16 protein-coding genes are annotated in these 16,099 nt (G+C 64.2%); 12 read left to right on the forward strand and 4 right to left on the reverse strand.

What is annotated here, in order from left to right:
- Positions 1 to 32: 32 nt before the first annotated feature.
- Positions 33 to 572 carry a VOC family protein gene (locus tag AC1D75_RS10250; RefSeq protein ID WP_495515124.1) on the reverse strand — a complete coding sequence of 180 codons (540 nt, stop codon included), beginning with the start codon at positions 570 to 572 and terminating at the stop codon, positions 33 to 35.
- 171 nt (positions 573 to 743) lie between these two features.
- On the opposite strand from AC1D75_RS10250, the gene AC1D75_RS10255 reads away from it, so the two are divergent.
- The 9 genes from AC1D75_RS10255 (at position 744) to AC1D75_RS10295 (ending at position 11,129) form a co-directional block, all read left to right on the forward strand.
- Entirely contained in the window at positions 744 to 1,511 is a 768-nt protein-coding gene (locus AC1D75_RS10255; RefSeq protein ID WP_495516038.1) for an SDR family NAD(P)-dependent oxidoreductase, read from the forward strand.
- Between the two features lie 225 nt (positions 1,512 to 1,736).
- Positions 1,737 to 3,914, forward strand: a complete 2,178-nt coding sequence (gene betT, locus AC1D75_RS10260; RefSeq protein ID WP_495515125.1) for a choline BCCT transporter BetT — start codon at positions 1,737 to 1,739, stop codon at positions 3,912 to 3,914.
- The gene (locus AC1D75_RS10265) at positions 3,911 to 5,419 is read left to right on the forward strand and encodes an aldehyde dehydrogenase family protein (protein ID WP_495515126.1); all 1,509 of its coding nucleotides are present in this window, start codon (positions 3,911 to 3,913) and stop codon (positions 5,417 to 5,419) included. The genes betT and AC1D75_RS10265 overlap by 4 nt, the downstream gene beginning before the upstream one ends.
- Entirely contained in the window at positions 5,416 to 6,987 is a 1,572-nt protein-coding gene (locus AC1D75_RS10270) for a GMC family oxidoreductase (RefSeq protein ID WP_495515127.1), read from the forward strand. Before AC1D75_RS10265 ends, AC1D75_RS10270 begins: the two co-directional genes overlap by 4 nt.
- Positions 6,988 to 7,361: 374 nt before the next feature.
- Complete coding sequence (locus AC1D75_RS10275) at positions 7,362 to 8,453, forward strand: NAD(P)H-dependent amine dehydrogenase family protein (protein ID WP_495515128.1); 1,092 nt, start codon at positions 7,362 to 7,364, stop codon at positions 8,451 to 8,453.
- Between the two features lie 53 nt (positions 8,454 to 8,506).
- On the forward strand, positions 8,507 to 9,070 hold the full coding sequence (locus tag AC1D75_RS10280) for a type 1 glutamine amidotransferase domain-containing protein (protein ID WP_495515129.1): 564 nt from the start codon (positions 8,507 to 8,509) through the stop codon (positions 9,068 to 9,070).
- A gap of 55 nt (positions 9,071 to 9,125) precedes the next feature.
- A complete protein-coding gene (locus AC1D75_RS10285; RefSeq protein ID WP_495515130.1) occupies positions 9,126 to 9,986 on the forward strand; it encodes an SDR family NAD(P)-dependent oxidoreductase in 861 nt (286 codons plus the stop codon).
- A gap of 64 nt (positions 9,987 to 10,050) precedes the next feature.
- Entirely contained in the window at positions 10,051 to 10,686 is a 636-nt protein-coding gene (locus AC1D75_RS10290) for an LON peptidase substrate-binding domain-containing protein (RefSeq protein ID WP_495515131.1), read from the forward strand.
- A 68-nt stretch (positions 10,687 to 10,754) separates the two neighbouring features.
- Positions 10,755 to 11,129: a hypothetical protein gene (locus AC1D75_RS10295; RefSeq protein WP_495516039.1), complete on the forward strand. Its 375-nt coding sequence runs from the start codon at positions 10,755 to 10,757 to the stop codon at positions 11,127 to 11,129.
- A 3-nt stretch (positions 11,130 to 11,132) separates the two neighbouring features.
- Here AC1D75_RS10295 and AC1D75_RS10300 read toward each other — a convergent pair whose 3' ends face one another.
- Entirely contained in the window at positions 11,133 to 11,696 is a 564-nt protein-coding gene (locus tag AC1D75_RS10300) for a DUF4190 domain-containing protein (RefSeq protein ID WP_495515132.1), read from the reverse strand.
- An 80-nt stretch (positions 11,697 to 11,776) separates the two neighbouring features.
- A complete protein-coding gene (locus AC1D75_RS10305; RefSeq protein WP_495515133.1) occupies positions 11,777 to 12,490 on the reverse strand; it encodes a hypothetical protein in 714 nt (237 codons plus the stop codon).
- Positions 12,491 to 12,508: 18 nt separating this feature from the next.
- Here AC1D75_RS10305 and trhO point away from each other — a divergent pair, with 18 nt between their 5' ends.
- Positions 12,509 to 13,366: an oxygen-dependent tRNA uridine(34) hydroxylase TrhO gene (gene trhO, locus AC1D75_RS10310; protein ID WP_495515134.1), complete on the forward strand. Its 858-nt coding sequence runs from the start codon at positions 12,509 to 12,511 to the stop codon at positions 13,364 to 13,366.
- Positions 13,367 to 13,373: 7 nt separating this feature from the next.
- On the forward strand, positions 13,374 to 14,396 hold the full coding sequence (locus AC1D75_RS10315; RefSeq protein ID WP_495515135.1) for a CobW family GTP-binding protein: 1,023 nt from the start codon (positions 13,374 to 13,376) through the stop codon (positions 14,394 to 14,396).
- A 19-nt stretch (positions 14,397 to 14,415) separates the two neighbouring features.
- Here AC1D75_RS10315 and AC1D75_RS10320 read toward each other — a convergent pair whose 3' ends face one another.
- Complete coding sequence (locus AC1D75_RS10320) at positions 14,416 to 15,378, reverse strand: zinc-binding dehydrogenase (RefSeq protein WP_495515136.1); 963 nt, start codon at positions 15,376 to 15,378, stop codon at positions 14,416 to 14,418.
- A gap of 96 nt (positions 15,379 to 15,474) precedes the next feature.
- On the opposite strand from AC1D75_RS10320, the gene AC1D75_RS10325 reads away from it, so the two are divergent.
- The gene (locus tag AC1D75_RS10325) at positions 15,475 to 16,089 is read left to right on the forward strand and encodes a TetR/AcrR family transcriptional regulator (RefSeq protein ID WP_495515137.1); all 615 of its coding nucleotides are present in this window, start codon (positions 15,475 to 15,477) and stop codon (positions 16,087 to 16,089) included.
- Positions 16,090 to 16,099 lie beyond the last annotated feature (10 nt).

Consider the following 16,099-nt stretch of genomic DNA (forward strand, 5'->3'; position numbering starts at 1 on the left):
AATGCCTAGTGATTACCAAGGCGGGGGGGTGATCAGCGAGCGTGGTCGGCGAGACGAGCCATGATCCGTGACATCAACTCCCGATCAGCACGCGGACCGCCGGGAGTCTCGGCGCCGTATCGCTCGATCTCGGCGTCGAGGTCGAGGGCGCGGGTCGGCGCCACGCCGGGCACGATCTCTTCGTCGAGTCGGGAATCGGGTACCAGCCAGGTGACCTCGAATTCGAGGCCGTCGGGGTCCCGGCCGTACAGGGCCTTGGTTCCGGCATGGTTCGACGCTCCATTCAGTGCGCCGGCAGCCTGGAGTCGATCGCGGGTCTGCGCGAGTTCACCAAGGGTCTCCACTTCCCAGGCGAGGTGGTAAAGACCGACCGAACCGTCGGCGGCACGAGGGCCGGTGGCCTGAAACAGGCCGAGATCGTGGTCGTTGGCCGAACCGGCGCCGCGGAGGAATGCGCCGCCGGGGAAATCGATCGGGAGTCGTTCAAATCCCAATACGTCGCAATAGAACACCGCGCTGCGCGTGACGTCCGAGACGAACAGGACAGCGTGATTCAAGCTGCGGATCGACATCTGAATTCCTTCGGTTGGCTCGGGTGGGGGCGGGCTCGACGCGCACGAAGTGATTGGGCTTCAGCCTATGTTCGGTGCGCGGGCGAAGCGCCACTGTGATCCGGTACATATTGTTTGATGTGACCTACGCGACCGCGTGCGCTGATGAACCCGAGAGAGTCTGGCTACTTCATGCAACTGAAAGACAACACCTTCCTCGTCACGGGCGGAGCCTCCGGTCTAGGTGCCGCGACCGCTGCCGCCATCGTCGAAGGAGGTGGGCGAGTGGTGATCACAGACTTGGCAACATCAGACGGCACGACAACCGCCAAGAGCCTCGGCGACGCGGCGCTGTTCGTGCCCGCAGACATCACCGACGAGGTGTCGCTCACCGAAGCGCTCGATGCAGCCGAAGTCCACGGGCCCCTACGCGGAGCCGTGCACTGCGCCGGTCGCGGCGGAGACCGGATGCGGATCCTGGACCGGGACAAGAACCCGGCTCCGCTCGACAGTTTCAGGAATGTCATCGAGGTCAACCTCGTCGGTACGTACAACGTGCTGAGGTTGGCGGCGTCCCGCATCGCGCGCAATGAACCGATCGACGGTGAACGGGGCGCAATTGTGCTGACTGCCTCGGTAGCGGCATTCGATGGGCAGATCGGGCAAACGTCATATACCGCATCCAAGGCCGCGGTCCACGGCATCACCCTCGTATCGGCCCGAGACCTCGCCAGTGTGGGTATTCGGGTGAACACCATCGCCCCGGGTGTATTCGACACACCGATGCTTGCTCGCCTCCGCGAGGACATCCGGGAAGGGCTCGCCGCCGACGTTCCGTTCCCCAAGCGGCTCGGCGACCCCGAAGACTACGCGGGGATGGCACTTACGTTGCTACAGAACGGATATGTCAACGGCGAGACCGTCCGCCTCGACGGTGCGATTCGGATGGCTCCACGCTGAAACCTCATGGTGCGACACTCCTGATCACAGCGAGGCGCTCAATCAGACCATCGTCTTGAGGCGATCGTTGTCCATGGAGCTGGGTCTGACCTATTGCTTGCCGCATCCCGGGGAAGTCGGACTCCGAACGCTGATACGTTGTTAAGCGATGATTTGCCAGAGAAAACATTGACTGATTTTGGTTTGACCCCGACGCAGTTTCGGACAACCACTTGAGGACGCGATATGGCCATTTCTACCGATAACCCACAGAGTTCCGCCCCATCTGAAGGCTCTGACGCATCGACCAAATCGCCGCAAAAGGTCTCCGTGAACTGGCCGGTTTTCATCGGTTCCAGTGTCGGGATCATCGGGATCATCGTCTGGGCGCTGATCGATCAGGAGGGCGCCGACGACGTTATCGGCACGGCGGTGAGCTGGGTCGCCACCAATCTCGGCTGGTTCTACATCCTGCTGGTCACGGTCGTCCTCGCGTTCGTGGTGTGGGCCGCGCTGTCAGCGGTGGGCCGGGTCAAACTCGGGCCCGACCACTCGAAACCGGTCTACAACCTGTTCTCCTGGACGGCCATGTTGTTTGCCGCCGGAATCGGTATCGACCTCATGTTCTTCTCGGTCGCCGAACCCGTCACGCAGTACCTCGCGCCACCGGAGGGCGAGGGTCAGACAACCGAAGCAGCTCGACAGGCGTTGACGTGGACGCTGTTTCACTACGGGATCATCGGCTGGGCCCTGTACGCGCTGATCGGTATGGCGCTGGGCTACTTCGCCTACCGGCACAATCTTCCGTTGAGTATCCGATCGGCCCTGTATCCGATCTTCGGGAAGCGGGTCGAGGGTGGCCTCGGCAATTTTGTCGACATAGCGGCCCTGCTCGGCGCGATCTTCGGTTTGGCGACCAGCCTGGGAATCGGTGTGGCGCAACTCAATGTGGGCCTCGACGAACTCTTCGGCATCGAACGAGGCACCTGGGCGCAGGCCGGGCTCATCGCGATCGCGGTTCTGATCGCCACCGTGTCGGCGGTGTCCGGCCTCGACAAGGGTGTGCGCCGACTGTCCGAACTCAACGTGATCGTTGCCGTGTGCCTGATGCTCTTCATCCTCATCGCGGGATCCACCGCGTACCTGTTCGACGGCATCGTGCAGAACACCGGCGACTTCATCAGCCGGTTCCCCGGGATGACTCTCGATACGTTTGCCTACGATCGACCCGATGAATGGCTGTCGTCGTGGACGCTGTTCTTCTGGGCCTGGTGGATCGCCTGGGCGCCGTTTGTCGGCTTGTTCCTGGCCCGGATCTCCCGTGGACGAACGATCCGCCAATTCGTGCTCGGCACCTTGACGGTTCCGTTCATGTTCATCCTGCTGTGGATCTCGATCTTCGGAAACAGTGCGATCGAGCTGGTCCGAGGCGGTAACACAGAGTTCGGCGACACCGCGGTGAATGTGCCGGAGGAGGGCTTCTACGGCCTGCTCAAGGAGTACCCGGCCGCACCATTCCTGATTGTCGTCGCCACCTTCACCGGGTTGCTGTTCTACGTGACCAGCGCAGATTCTGGGGCACTGGTGATGTCGCATTTCAGTTCACGGATGCCGGACAACGACTCCGACGGCCCGGCCTGGGTGCGCATCTTCTGGGCCGTGGCCACCGGCGTGCTGACCTTTTCGATGTTGTTGATCGGCGGCATCGCCACGTTGCAGAATGCAACGATCATCATGGGTGTTCCGTTCGCCATCGTGATCGTCTTCATCATGCTGGGCTTGTTCAAAGCGCTTCAGGTGGAGCAACACTGGGTCGAATCGGCGCGTCTGTCGATTCCGAAGGTGCTCTCGAGCCGGACGGCAGGCGGGACAGAGCTGCACTGGCGTCAGCGCATCGCGCGTTCGGTGCGATACCCCGATGCCGCCGCGGCCGAGCGTTACGCCAAGACCGTTGTCGGTCCGGCACTGCGCGAGGTCGCTGACGAATTGACCTCTGCCGGAAGGGAAGCGACGGTTGGTGAACAATTGGTCGAATCGTATGGCATCCACGCCTATCACATCGACGTCCTGTACGCGGGGGAGCGGGGTTTCCACTACCAGGTCTATCCGACCGAACATCTGATCCCGCAATACGGAAGGCTGCCGAAGAGTCCGGGCAAGTTCTTCCGGCTCGAGGTCTTCACCGCCTCCGGTAGCAGCGGGTTCGACGTATTCGGATTCTCCAAGGACCAGCTAATCAGCAATGTGCTCGATCACTATGAACGCCACCTCGAGTTCTTGCGCCGCTCGGTCGGTGGCGATTCGACCACCGTCGACGCCGCACCGGTCATCGACTGGTCCACCGACTTCGAGTCGACGCGCGAAGACGCAGATGACGCCGACGGAACGGAAGGCGCGACACCCACCACCAAAGAGGAGCCATGACCGCACAAACCCTGTTCATCAACGGCACGTGGGAATCCGCGGTTGACGGGGGCACCCGCGACATCGAGTGTCCCGCAACGCGCGAGCTGGTCGGCACGGTCAGCGAGGCCGGCCCGGCCGACACCGAGCGGGCCATCGCAGCAGCCCGCCAGGCATTCGATGACGCCCGGTGGTCGTCGGTGCCCGCAGCCGATCGTGGTGCCTTCCTGCTCCGGGTGGCCGCGACGCTGCGGGAACGAAAATCGGAGTTCGCCCGGGCGGAAACCCTCGACACCGGCAAGCGCCTCGTCGAGTCCGAGATCGACATGGACGACATCACAGCCTGTTTCGAATACTTCGGGCGTGCTGCGGCGCAGGATGCCGGTCGCCTGGTGGATGCAGGCAGCAACGAGGTCGTCAGCCGGGTCCAGTACGAACCGGTGGGGGTCTGCGGGATGATCACGCCGTGGAACTATCCACTGTTGCAAGCGGCATGGAAGATGGCGCCTGCCCTGGCGGCCGGCTGCACGTTCATCCTCAAACCTGCTGAACTGACGCCACATACCGCGATCTTGATGATGCGGGTCTTCGACGATCTGGGTCTACCTCCGGGTGTGGCCAACCTGGTCACCGGCACCGGACCCCAGGCAGGCGCAGCCCTGTCGGAGCATCCCGACATCGATATGGTCTCGTTCACCGGTGGCCTGGTCACCGGTCGGGTCATCGCCGCCGCCGCTGCGGCAACGGTGAAGAAGGTCGCGCTCGAGTTGGGTGGCAAGAATCCGAATGTGATCTTCGCCGATGCCGATTTTGACGCCGCCGTCGACAACGCGCTCAACGGGGCGTTTGTGCACTCGGGGCAGGTCTGCTCGGCGGGTGCGCGAATCGTGGTGCAGGACAGCATTGCCGAGAAGTTCACCGATGCGCTGGTCGCCCGGGCGAAGCAGATCCGGCTCGGCGGTCCATTCGACGATGCGGCCGAGACCGGTCCGCTGATCTCGGCGGCGCACCGGGACAAGGTCGACGCGTACATACGCAAGGGTGTCGCGGAAGGTGCGCGGTTGCGTTGTGGTGGTGAATACGGCACCGGCACATCGGGCGAATCTGATCTCGATGCCGGCTATTACTACCTGCCGACGGTCCTGGATCAGGTACGCCGGGGCATGTCCGTTGTGGTCGACGAGGCCTTCGGCCCGGTGGTCACCATCGAGACCTTCACCGACGAAGACGACGCCGTGGCGATCGCCAACGACACCGTCTACGGCCTGGCGGGCGCGGTCTGGACTCAGGACGCGGGCAAAGCGCAGCGGGTGGCAAATCGGTTGCGGCACGGAACGATCTGGATCAACGATTATCATCCGTATCTCCCGCAGGCGGAGTGGGGCGGCTTCGGTCAATCAGGCGTCGGACGCGAGTTGGGGCCCATGGGTCTCGGTGAGTACCGCGAGGCCAAGCACGTCTACCAGAACATCGCGCCGGCAGTGACCGGCTGGTTCGAGGATACGAGTTCGGAGAACAGCAAATGAGCACAGAGCGGGTTTTCGACTATGTGGTCGTCGGTGGGGGATCGGCCGGTTGTGCGGTGGCGGCACGACTGTCGGAGGATCCGTCGATCAGTGTTGCGCTGATCGAGGCCGGCCCGGACGATCACGGCATTCCTGAAGTGCTGCAACTGGATCGCTGGATGGAGCTGCTCGAGTCCGGTTACGACTGGGACTATGTGGTGGAGCCGCAGGAGAACGGCAACTCGTTCCTGCGTCACGCCCGGGCGCGGGTGATGGGCGGATGCTCGTCACACAACTCGTGTATCGCATTCTGGCCACCCGCCGAGGACATCGACGAATGGGAATCGAAATACGGCGCCACGGGGTGGAACAAGGAGTCGGTGTGGCCGTTGATCAAGCGGCTCGAGACCAACGAAGATGCCGGCCCGGAGTATCCGCACCACGGTGCGGACGGCCCGGTCCACCTGATGAATGTCCCGCCCGCCGATCCCTGCGGTGTGGCACTGCTCGAAGCCTGCGCCGAAGCCGGTATCCCGACCGAGAAGTTCAACACCGGACCCACGGTTGTCCACGGCGCCAACTTCTTTCAGATCAATCGCCGCGCCGACGGGACCCGCTCGTCGTCGTCGGTGTCGTACATCCATCCGATCGGTGATCGCTCCAACTTCACCCTGCTGACCGGGCTGCGGGCCAAGAAGCTCGTCTTCGACGGGACCCGTTGCGTGGGTGTCGATGTGGTCGACAACCAGTTCGGCCACACCCGGACGATCCGGGCGAACTCCGAAGTGGTGTTGTCGGCCGGTGCCGTGGATTCACCGAAGTTGTTGATGCTGTCGGGAATCGGTCCGGCAGATCACCTGCGGGAGTTCGACATCGATGTGCTGGTCGACTCACCAGGTGTCGGATCGCATCTGCAGGATCACCCCGAAGGTGTGATCTCTTGGGAGGCGAAGCAGCCCATGCCAACCGAGTCGACGCAGTGGTGGGAAATCGGCATCTTCGACACCATCGACGATGGTCTCGATCGTCCGGACCTGATGATGCATTACGGATCTGTGCCCTTCGACATGCACACCGTTCGGCAGGGGTATCCGACGTCGGAAAACGTCTTCGTACTCACCCCGAATGTGACACATGCCCACTCGCGTGGATCGATCCGGCTACGGACCCGCGATTTTCGGGACAAGCCGCTGGTCGATCCGCGCTACTTCACCGACCCCGACGGCTACGACATGCGAATCATGATCGCCGGGATCCGACGCGCCCGCGAGATCGTTGCGCAACCGGCGATGGAGCCGTGGGCGGGGACCGAGCTGTTCCCGGGCATCGACGTCCAGTCAGACGAGGATCTCGCCGACTACATCCGCCGTACGCACAACACCGTCTATCACCTGGCGGGCAGTGTCCGGATGGGCGCCATCGACGACATCGACTCGCCCCTCGATCCCGAACTCCGCGTCAAAGGCGTCCAGGGTCTGCGGGTGGCTGACGCCTCGGTCTTCCCCGAACACACCACCGTGAACCCCAACATCACCGTGATGATGGTCGGTGAGCGTTGCGCGGACCTGATTCGCGCCGTCCGGACCTAGTCCCGGTGGGCCGGGGTGATCTCAGCTCAGCCCGGAGGCTTGTGCTCGGGGCACTCCGTGTTGGTGCATGCCGGGTCTGATTTCGTTTTGTGGATATCGCCCCCGAACGTGCGGAACTCGTGCACCTCGACCTCCATGTGCCGGCCGCAGGTGGGGCAGTGGTGGACGACCTGCTTTCTGTATGTCTTGGTAGCCATACCCCACCGTAAAACTGTGACTCCTGTCACGTCCAGTGGTTCGGGGCGCCGCTGCCGAACCGGTGCCGAAACGTGCTGATCATCGGGATCTTGCGGTGCGGAACTCCGTTCTCGATTACGAGAAGTGCACTCTTGGTCGTGTTACGTTGAGTGACCCGACACACACTCAGGAGTCCCATGACGACGTCGCATGCAGAGCCCGTCTACCGCGTGATCCAGTGGGCCACCGGAAAGGTCGGCCGCCAGGCGATACGACATTTCGTGGAAAATCCTGCGTTCGAACTGGTCGGAGTCGTTGTCACCGACCCCGACAAGGTCGGGAAGGATGCCGGTGAACTCGCGGATCTGCCGGCTACCGGTGTGATCGCCACGGACGACGTCGATGCCATCGTCGCGTTGGACGCCGATTGTGTGCACTTTGCACCCCGCGGAACGCTGCCGGACCTCGACATGGTCTGTCGGCTGCTGCGATCCGGCAAGAACGTCGTCACCCCGATGGGCCCGTTCTTCCGCACAGAGCGCACGAGTGAGTTCCTCGACACGGTCGAGGCCGCCTGCCGAGCCGGCGGCACCTCATTCCATGGGTCCGGCCTGCATCCGGGATTCGCGAGCGATCTTCTGCCACTGACCTTGCTACGCCTGATGAGCCGGATCGACCGAATCCACGTGTACGAGACCGCGGACTTCCTCGCACATCCCTCCAACTACATTCCGGCCCTTGGCTTCGGGCGCGCTCCCGACGAGGTGCTCGCCAACCCGAGCCGCTCTCCCGACACCCATCACATCTATGCGCAGTCGATGGAGATGATCGCCCAGACCCTGGGCGCGACGATCACCGACATCACCACGACGCTGGAGTTGGCCACCGCCACCAAGGACATCGCGTATCCCGGTGGCGTTGTCGAGGCCGGAACAGTTGCCGGCCAGCACTACGAATGGACAGCGTGGGCCGACGGCGCGCCGCTGATCACGTTCCACGGATTCTGGGTCATGGGCGACGACATCGAACCTCGTTTCGATTGCGGGGACGACACCAACTACCGGGTGGTCATCGAGGGCGAACCCGGCCTGGACCTGAGCCTGTCCCGCGGCGTCCGCGTCAACGATGAGGACGGCAACGGTGCTCTGCCGTGGACGGGCTATATCGGCGCCAACGCCATCCCCGATGTCTGCGATGCGCAACCCGGAGTGATCACGCATCTCGAACTCGGCATCGTCCGTCCGCGCGGGCTGGTGCGGCCCGCCTCGGCGCCGGCCGCCGTGCGCTGACCACAGGGCGTCGGATGGTTTGCGGCGTCACCGGCGCGGGTAGGTGAAAGAACATGGCACACGAACTCGACGGACAGCAGATCGCGTTTCTCGTGGCACCCGAAGGTGCCGAACAGGTGGAGCTGACACAGCCCTGGGAAGCGGTTCGCAGCGCCGGTGGCACGCCGCATCTGGTGTCAACGGAGGCCGGCAAGATCCAGGCCTACAACCACCTCGACAAGGCCGACACGTTTGCGGTCGACGCCGTGGTCTCGGAGGTTCCATCGGCCGATTTCGATGCCCTGGTGTTGCCCGGTGGTGTCGCCAACCCGGACAACCTGCGAACCGACCCCGACGCGGTGCAGTTCATCGCGTCGTTCTTCACCGAGGGCAAACCGGTGGCCGCGATCTGTCACGCACCGTGGACGCTGGTGGAGGCCGGCGTACTCGGTGGGCGCACCCTGACGTCGTACCCGAGCGTGCGTACCGACATCACCAACGCCGGAGGCCAGTGGGTCGACCGCGAGGTCATGGTCTGCACCGCAGGGCCCAACGTGCTGATCACGAGCCGCAATCCCGACGACCTACCGGCATTCGATGACGCCCTGGTGCGGGAGTTCGCGGCCGCCAAGTCCTGACCCTCGGTTCGACCTCTGTCCGATCGTCGCCGCGGGTGTGTAAGGGTGGGCAGTCATGACGACAGCCCGGCGCCTCGGCGCGCACCTGGCCCGCTTCGGCCTCGCCCGTCCGCATTCGCTCGGCGCCACCTTCATGGCCGGAACATCCGCGCCGATCCGTGATTCCGCGATCGTGATCACGGGTGCGTCGTCAGGAGTTGGTGAGGCCGCCGCACTGGCACTGGGCAAACAGGGCGCCGAACTGATCCTGGTTGCGCGCGGCGCGGAGGGATTGAAAGCCGTTCGGGACCGCATCGTGGCCGACGGCGGTGTTGCGCATTGCCATCCCGCGGACCTGGCCGACGAGGCGGACGTCCGGCGGCTCGTCGATGAGATCCTCGAGGAACACGGGACGCCAGATGTGTTGGTCAACAACGCCGGACGGTCCATCCGGCGTACCGCCATCGACTCGGTGGACCGGCTGCACGACTATCGCCGCACCATGGCGGTCAACTACTTCGGTCCGGTGGGCCTGATGCTGGGATTCCTGCCCGGCATGAAAGTGCGTGGGAGCGGGCACATCATCAACATCTCGACGTGGGGCGTGCCCGCCGGATCGATGCCGAAGTTCTCGGCCTACGCAGGGTCGAAAGCGGCTCTGAGCATCGTCGGCAGGAGCATCGGAACAGAACTCGCCGGTGACGGAATCGCGGTCACCACGGTCTATTTCCCCCTCATCCGGACCCCGATGATCGCACCCACCGCCGAATACGACGGGCTGCCCGCGCTGACGGCGGACGAGGCTGCATCGTGGATCACCCATGCCGTCCGTCATCAACCCGTCGAGGTGATGCCGCGGTATGCGCGGGTGTTGCAGCGGGTATCGGCGATTCGTGCCGCCGGAACGGACCGGCTGCTGGGCCGTGGCCTGACATGAGCACTTCTGACCAGATCGGCCGGTCGGGCTGTGCCGGGGCGAGTTCGCCAGGCATGCTTGAGAGATGACCGCACACCCGATGTTCCCGCTGGGAATCGCGTTGCTGCCCGGCGAAACGCTGAGTCTGCAGGTATTCGAGCACCGATACCGGCAGATGGTGGCCGACTGCACGGCGATCGACGGAACGAACAGCTTTGGTGTCGTGCTGATCTCGCGCGGCAGTGAGGTCGGTGGCGGTGAAGAACGAGTCGACGTCGGGACACTTGCACAGATCGAAGAATGCACCGCCCAACCCGATGGGCGCTATCACCTCACGTGCGTCGGTACCGACCGATTCCGGGTCCGATCGTGGCTGCCCGACAACCCTTATCCGATGGCAGACATCACGATGTGGCCGAGCACCGATCCCATCGCGTATCCGGCAGATCTGGAGCCCCTTCGGGAGAGACTCGACGGACTGTCGTCGGTGCTGTCCCGCGTGCGCGGAATCGTTGTCGAAGATCGGTTGGTCGAGCCGCTGAGCGGCGATGGACCGGTCGATGCCAAGGTCTACGACACCGCGGTCCGCCTGGGTCTGGGGCCTGCGGACCGGTTGAAGGTTCTGTCGGCGCCGGGCACGGTGGAGCGGATCATCGAGTTGTGTCAGGCCATCGACGATCTGATAGCGGTCATCGAATTCTCTGGTCTGCCAGAGGATTAGTCAGCGGAAACGAGTTGGGGGATTGCGACGTGGGTTTGGCGACAGCAGCGGTATTCGTGTGGATCGGCATGGTGTTCGCGATCTCGTTCATCGAGGCGCCCCTGAAGTTCCGGGCGCCGGAGGTGACGCTGCGCATCGGACTGGGCATCGGCCGACTCGTGTTCCGCGCGTTGAACATTGCCGAGGCGGTGCTTGCCGCCGCCCTGGTGGCCGGGCTCATCATCGGATCACCGACAACGGCCACCGTGGCGGCGGCCGCTGTTGCCATCGGCGCGCTGGTCGTCCAGATCGTGGGTGTGCGGCCGGCGCTGGCCCGTCGTTCGGATCGCGTGCTGGCCGGTGACGAGAGCGGTGCGGGTTCGCGAGCGCACCTGGTCTACATCGGTTTCGAGGTGGTCAAGTTCGCCGCACTGATCGCCTGCGGTGTGCTGCTGCTGTCCTGACGATCAGTTCGACGACGCCCCGGCCGCGATCAGCAGGATCACGAACAGTGCGATGCCGATCGTCCACAGCGCGACCGCGACCCATCCGATGATGCGTCCGGCCTGGGCCATCCCCAGGCCGTCCTGGGTGCCGCCCGATGCATTGATCTCGTCAATTGCCTTGTTGCCGAAAATGATCGCCGGGATGGCGCCGAGCCCGCAGATCACGAAGGCGGCAATACCGCAGACAAGCGCGATTATGGCGTTCGAGTTGGTCTCCCGATTGACGGGATACCCGTAGCCACCGGGGACAGGGTAGCCGGGCTGCTGGTACCCCGGCTGTTGATAACCCGGCTGTTGATAACCCGGCTGTTGATAACCGATGCCCGGTTGCTCGTAATTGGGAGGGGAGTAGTTCGGCCGCTGGTACCCGGGGGCCTGGTATCCCGGTTGTTGATACCCGGGTTGCTGGTAGCCGGGCTGTTGGTATTCGTCACCCGGGGTCGGGGTACTGCCTTGGGTATCGGAACTGTCGTCGCGCTTGCGCAGCGGGTCGTTGTTCGGGTCGTACGGCGGGGGATAGGTCATGACCTTCACCTTTCACGGACGTCAACTTCGCCTCCGGCCGAGGCCACATGTGATGCGTTGAAGTCTATAGCCGTTTCTTCTCAACCGGCCGGGGTGGCGATCGGCTCGCCAGGCGCCGGGATCTCGGTCAGCGCCGCAGGTGCCGGATCGGCCCCGGAAATTGCCCGATATGCACCGTCCCGGACGGCAAAACCGTTGTCTGACCTGGTATTCAGGCAGTACAACCCGGTGGGGGTTGCCAGACATTGGAAGTTCCCGACCGAGATCGTCGAACCGGACAGCAGCGGTTCGCTGCGGACCCATACCCACGGTGTGTCGGTGCAGGTGCCCTGGGTGGACGTCTCTGTCAGGACCACGTAGCCGCCTTCCCAGGTGCAGGCCGCCGGAGTCGAGTTGGGTTCGGGCCGCGCGTCCTCGCCCGCCACGTCACACGCCAGGGTGGCGGCGTCGCGGTCCACGGTCGAGCAGTGGACTTCGCCGTCGGTGGTACTGAAATGGAACTCGGAGGTGTCCTGCACCGCCTCACCCGCGGCGGGGGCCGCCTCGTGGAAATCGGTGTTGTCGACCCGTGGTGCGATGCTGATCACCTCGCCGATCGTCAGGGCGCCGGATCGGGTGGTGGTGGTCGACGTACCGCGAGAGGTCGTGGTGCTGGTGGACGTCGGCCGCTCGGTGGACAACTCGTCGGTGGGCGGTAGCTCCTTGGTACTCGGCCCGTCCTCGGCCAAACATCCCCCGAGGGTGACGATCGCCGCGGCGCACACCAGCACCATCCCGATCGTTGATTTCCCCATGTCAGTACCCTTACCTGTGTGTCGACACCCAAGATTGTGCTTTTTTATGTCTTCACGCCGATCGCCGACCCCGAGGCAATACGGCTTTGGCAGCACACATTATGCGAAGCAGTCGGGGTCACGGGCCGGATCATCATCTCCGAGCACGGAATCAACAGCACGGTCGGCGGCGACATCGGTGCGGTCAAGCGTTATGTACGCGGAACGCGGGCCTACCCGGCGTTCAAGAACGCCGACATCAAGTGGTCCGACGGGCTCGGCGACGACTTCCCTCGCCTGAGCGTGAAGGTGCGCCCCGAGATCGTCACGTTCGGTACGCCCGGTGAAGTACAGGTCGACGAGTCCGGAGTGGTCGGCGGCGGCACCCACCTGAGCCCCGAAGGCGTCCACAAACTGGTCGACGAACGGGGCGACGACGTGGTCTTCTTCGACGGCCGCAACCACCTCGAGGCCCAGATCGGCCGGTTCCGCGATGCGGTCGTACCGCCGACCGAGACCACCCGCGACTTCATCGACCTCATCGAGCGCGGCGAGTATGACCACCTCAAGGACAAACCGGTTGTCACCTATTGCACCGGCGGCGTGCGCTGCGAGGTGTTGTCGGTGCTGATGCGCAACCGTGGCTTCAACGAGGTGTACCAACTCGACGGTGGCATCGTCCGCTATGGCGAGAAGTACGGAGACGACGGTCTGTGGGACGGCTCGCTGTATGTGTTCGACAAACGGATGAGCCTGGACTTCTCCGACCACGCGAAGGTCATCGGGGCCTGCACCCGCTGTGGCGCGGAGACGAAGAACGTCGCGAACTACCCCGATCCCGGCGGCCGGGAACTGGTGGTGGTCTGCGAGCAGTGTGCGGCCGACGCCCAGGTATGAGGGACGCGTGAGGAGGATTCCGGTTCTGCTGGTTGCCGGATTTCTCGGTGCCGGGAAGACAACGCTCCTCAACAATCTGCTGCGCACCCGTTCGGGGTTGCGAATCGGTGTGGTGGTCAATGACTTCGGGTCCGTGAACATCGATGCGATGCTGGTGGCCGGTCAGGTGGACGGCGCCGTCGCGCTGGGGAACGGCTGCATGTGTTGCACCGTCGACGACGACGGACTCGATGCGACCTTCGAGGCGTTGACGGCGCCGAAGGCCGGCTTGGACCTGATCGTCGTCGAGGCCAGCGGGCTCGCGGAGCCGCGCAATCTGGTCCGAATGGTGGTGGGCAGCACCAATTCTCGCGTCGAATACGGCGGCTTGGTGTACCTGGTGGACACCGCGAATTATGCTGACACCCGCGCTCAGCACGCCCGGATCGATCAGCATCTGGCACTTGCCGACCTGATCGTGCTCAACAAGGTCGACCTCGCTGGGCAAGAGGTGATCGACACAGCATGTGCGGTCGCCCGGACACACAATCCGACTGCTCCGATCATCGAAACCCGCGACTCCGCAGTCGATCTGGGATTGTTGACCGACCTGACGCCCCGCCAGGTGCCCGACGACGGCCCGCGCCAGCTGGGCCTGGACGAGTTGCTGATGGAGGCAGACGACGCAGACGACCACTGTGCGCACCTGCATCACGACTATCAGGCGGTCACCTTCACCGAGTCGGGTCCGATGGATCCGCGCGCGCTTGCCGCATTCCTGGAACGACCGCCTGCCGGAGTTTTTCGAATCAAGGGGTTTGTGCATTTCGATGTCGCGGGACACCGGCGCAAGTATCTCGTCCACACCGTCGGCAACTACGTCAGCGTGCATGCACAGAAGTGGGAACCGGGGGAGTCGCGTCGCACCGAGCTGGTGATCATCGGCGCGGGAATCGATGAGGCACAGGTTCTTTCGGGGCTCGATGGATGCCGCACCGCACGTGGCGTCGACGAGCAGTCGATGCTCAGCATCACCCGCTACCTGCGCTAGGCCGATCCGGTGCGCAGTATCACGGCACCAGCACGATCCGTCCGAACACCTCGCCGGCATCCATGAGCCGGTGCGCATCGACGGCAGAACTCAACGGCAGGACGTCGTGGACCACGGCGTGGATGTCGCCCCGAAACGCCGCGTCGAACTGCTCTGCGCGAACGCGGGCGAGTTCGTTCCGTGGCACCGTGTCCAGACTCAGCGTGCCGAATGAGATCGATTTCCGGAATGCGCCGAGGAGCGCGGTACCGAAGTCTGCCGGTGGAAACCCGCCGACGACACCTACGGCGATCAGCCTGCCGTTCGGGGCGAGTCTGTCGATGAAAGACGGCAGGGCCGGGCCGCCGACGATGTCGAGGATCACGTCGAACTCGGTGGGCGCGGCCGCATCGCTGTTTCCGGCTCGATCGAGGACATGGGTGGCCCCGAACGAGCGCAGTCGATTTCCGCGTTTGGTGGACGACGTGGTGACCGCGACCGCCCCGGCGCCGGCCCGGGCCGCGAGTTCCACGGCTGCGATGCCGATGCTGCCCGCCGCCCCGCGCACCAGCACGGTCTCGTCTTTGGCCAGGTGTGCGCGGCCGAGACCGAAATGTGCGACGGGCGCGGCGCTTCCGAGGGTCACGGCGTCGACAGAAGTGAGCTCGGACGGCAGCGGCACGATGTCGTCAAGGGCGGCCACCGCCTGCTCGACGTATCCACCGGTGGTGCCCGTGAACGCCCAGACGCGGCGGCCGATCCACGACGAGTCGACACCGTCGCCGACCGCGGTCACGATGCCTGCGACCTCACTGCCCGCGATCATGCCTTCGGCGAAGTCGGGTCCGCCGAGCGTGCCTCGCCGGATCATGACGTCGACACCGCCGACCCCGATCGCTTCGGTACGGATCAGAACTTCGCCGGTGGCGGGAGTCGGTTCCGGCAGATCGACGATCTCCATGCCGTCCGGGTCGCCGAAGGTTCGAATGGTCACTGCGCGCATTGGGTTGCTCCTCAACTGATTCCGCGAATTGTCGGGGGAATGCCCCCGGATCGAAAGTTAGTGGACGCAGGCGTCCACATCGTTAAAGTGAGAGAGATGGACGAGACATTGCCTCAGGTGCTTCGCGTAGACGCACAAGAGAACCGGGATCGCGTCCTGTCCGCGGCGCGCGAGCTGTTCGCCCGCGATGGACTCGAGGTCACGATGCGTCAGATCGCACGCCACGCCCAAGTCGGTCCGGCGACGCTCTACCGGCGATTTCCGACCAAGCACGCGCTCATGGTCGAGGCCTTCATGGACGAGCTCGATGCCTGTCGAGGAATCGTTCGCGATGCGGTAGATGATCCCGATCCATGGCGGGCATTTTGCACAGTCATCGAGCGCCTCGCTGTCCTCAACGCACAGAACCAGGGCTTCACGGACGCGTTCATGTCGGCCCAGCCGGCGGCGATCGATCTCGCGGCGCATCGCCGCGAGGTGTTGCGCGAACTGTCCGGTATCGCCCGTCGAGCCAAGGATGCCGGCGCGCTTCGCGCAGATTTTGTCGTAGACGATTTTGTCCTCGTCCTGCTCGCCGGGCGGGGACTGGCCACAGCGCGACTGGAGGGGCGGACCACTGCCGCCCGACGATTCGCCGCCCTCGCGATCGACGGATTTCGAGCCACCGACTCGAACAGCCCGCCGGCCGAGGCGGCGCAGGCTACCCGGTGATAACTGCGTC

This window comes from Williamsia sp. Y712 (genome assembly GCF_059445525.1).

Excerpts from the sequence above, each read along its gene's own strand:
- AC1D75_RS10250 (WP_495515124.1), bottom strand. The coding sequence starts at position 572 with ATGTCGATCCGCAGCTTGAATCACGCTGTCCTGTTCGTCTCGGACGTC.
- AC1D75_RS10255 (WP_495516038.1), top strand. The coding sequence starts at position 744 with ATGCAACTGAAAGACAACACCTTCCTCGTCACGGGCGGAGCCTCCGGT.
- betT (WP_495515125.1), top strand. The coding sequence starts at position 1,737 with ATGGCCATTTCTACCGATAACCCACAGAGTTCCGCCCCATCTGAAGGC.
- AC1D75_RS10265 (WP_495515126.1), top strand. The coding sequence starts at position 3,911 with ATGACCGCACAAACCCTGTTCATCAACGGCACGTGGGAATCCGCGGTT.
- AC1D75_RS10270 (WP_495515127.1), top strand. The coding sequence starts at position 5,416 with ATGAGCACAGAGCGGGTTTTCGACTATGTGGTCGTCGGTGGGGGATCG.
- AC1D75_RS10275 (WP_495515128.1), top strand. The coding sequence starts at position 7,362 with ATGACGACGTCGCATGCAGAGCCCGTCTACCGCGTGATCCAGTGGGCC.
- AC1D75_RS10280 (WP_495515129.1), top strand. The coding sequence starts at position 8,507 with ATGGCACACGAACTCGACGGACAGCAGATCGCGTTTCTCGTGGCACCC.
- AC1D75_RS10285 (WP_495515130.1), top strand. The coding sequence starts at position 9,126 with ATGACGACAGCCCGGCGCCTCGGCGCGCACCTGGCCCGCTTCGGCCTC.
- AC1D75_RS10290 (WP_495515131.1), top strand. The coding sequence starts at position 10,051 with ATGACCGCACACCCGATGTTCCCGCTGGGAATCGCGTTGCTGCCCGGC.
- AC1D75_RS10295 (WP_495516039.1), top strand. The coding sequence starts at position 10,755 with ATGGTGTTCGCGATCTCGTTCATCGAGGCGCCCCTGAAGTTCCGGGCG.
- AC1D75_RS10300 (WP_495515132.1), bottom strand. The coding sequence starts at position 11,696 with ATGACCTATCCCCCGCCGTACGACCCGAACAACGACCCGCTGCGCAAG.
- AC1D75_RS10305 (WP_495515133.1), bottom strand. The coding sequence starts at position 12,490 with ATGGGGAAATCAACGATCGGGATGGTGCTGGTGTGCGCCGCGGCGATC.
- AC1D75_RS10320 (WP_495515136.1), bottom strand. The coding sequence starts at position 15,378 with ATGCGCGCAGTGACCATTCGAACCTTCGGCGACCCGGACGGCATGGAG.
- AC1D75_RS10325 (WP_495515137.1), top strand. The coding sequence starts at position 15,475 with ATGGACGAGACATTGCCTCAGGTGCTTCGCGTAGACGCACAAGAGAAC.